Source organism: Amycolatopsis sp. NPDC024027 (genome assembly GCF_040638975.1).
Classification (GTDB): Bacteria; Actinomycetota; Actinomycetes; order Mycobacteriales; family Pseudonocardiaceae; genus Amycolatopsis.
Genome location: NZ_JBEZYY010000053.1, coordinates 1 through 1,566, shown reverse-complemented (window position 1 = coordinate 1,566; position 1,566 = coordinate 1). Strand labels below are relative to the sequence as shown.

The 1,566-nt window shown below is 70.1% G+C and carries 1 protein-coding gene; it reads left to right on the top strand.

The annotated features are described in order from the left end of the window. Nucleotides 1-193 precede the first annotated feature (193 nt). The gene (locus AB0F52_RS48645; protein ID WP_360186484.1) at nt 194-1,546 is read left to right on the top strand and encodes a transposase; all 1,353 of its coding nucleotides are present in this window, start codon (nt 194-196) and stop codon (nt 1,544-1,546) included. The last annotated feature ends 20 nt before the right edge of the window (nt 1,547-1,566 follow it).

Genomic DNA, 1,566 nt, shown 5'->3' with positions numbered 1-1,566 from the left:
TGAATGACTCCTTGGGTTTTAACGTCGGGGGCGGTTGGGGCGACCCTGGTTGATCATGCAGGCAGCCCTTGGTTGATCCTTCTTCTTGTCTAGGGAAGAAAGCCAAACCAAGGGCTGCGTGATCAGTGTGACCGATGCCGGGGAGCAGGACACGACAGGGGTTCCGGCAGGGCCTCGGGTAGAGGACCTGGCGGTGTTCCGGCAGGAGTTCTGCCGGTGCCTGACCCGGCGCGCTGATGCGATGTTCGAGCTGGCTGATGCGCTGGCGTCCGCGCCGGCGCGGGTCGGGTCACTGCCGGGGTTGTCACTGGAGCCGGAGTTCCGCCGGGGTCACGGCAGCGTGTATGCCGCCCTGACCCGGGGCCGGGTCGACGAGCCCCGGCTGCGGAAACTGCTGCTGGGAACGGTGGGTGGGGGCCGGGAGGGGCTGGTGTGGTTTGCCGGGGATGTGTCGAACTGGGCCCGTCCGGAGGCGGTGTGTTCGCCGCAGCGGCTGGTGGTGCACGACAAGTCCGCCCGGACGCTGGCCGGGGCCCCGGTGACGTCGGGGTGGCCGTTCGCGGTGCTGGCAGCGCTGGAATGGGGCCCGACCTCCTGGACCACGCCGGTGGACCTGGCCCGGCTCGGACCTGCCGACACCTTGACCGGGGTCACCGGGGCCGCGATCGAGCGGGTCCGCGCCGGTCTGGCCGAGGCCGGGCGGGGTGAGACACCGGGGTTCGTGTTCGACGCGGAATACGACCTGATGGCGTTGAGCCACCACCACGCCGGGCGGATGCATGTCCTGGGCCGGTTGCGATCGAACCAGATCTTCCACGCCGAACCCCCGTCGCCGGGCCCCGGGACGCGGGGGCGGCGCCGCCGGCACGGGGACAAGATCGCCCTGAACAAGCCCGACACCCTCACCACGCCCGACCGGGCCGCGACCGCGGACTCGCCGCGTTACGGGCGGGTCACCCTGACCGCGTGGGACGCCCGGCACCGGCGGCTGATCCGCGAGGGCCACTGGAAGGATCATGACGGACCGTTGCCGATCGTGGCCGGCACCGTGCTGAGGGTCGAGATCGAACGGTTGCCCGGGGGTGGGCGCCCGGCCGGGCCGATGTGGTTGTGGCATGCCGGCCCCACCACGCTGGATTTGGTCACTCTGTTTGCCGCCTACCAGCGCAGGTTCGATCTCGAGCACACGTTCCGGTTCCTTAAACACGACCTCGGCTGGACCACACCCGCGCCGCTGCACCCGGACACCGCGCTGCGGTGGAGTTGGCTGGTGCTGGTCGCTTACACCCAGCTGCGGCTGGCCCGCGGGTGTGTCCGGGACCTGCGGCTGCCCTGGGAGAAACCCCAACCCGCCGAGGTGATGTCACCACGGCGGGTCCGACGGGATTTTCGGCGGGTTCGCGGACTGACCGGCACCCCGGCCAACCCACGGAAACCCACCCGGCCCGGTCCCGGACGCCCTGCCGGCTCCACCCGACCACCCCGAACCCGCTACCCCACCCACCGCAAAAACAGCCGACAAGGCAAGAAGACCACCACACGTTAAAACCCAAGGACTCATTCCTG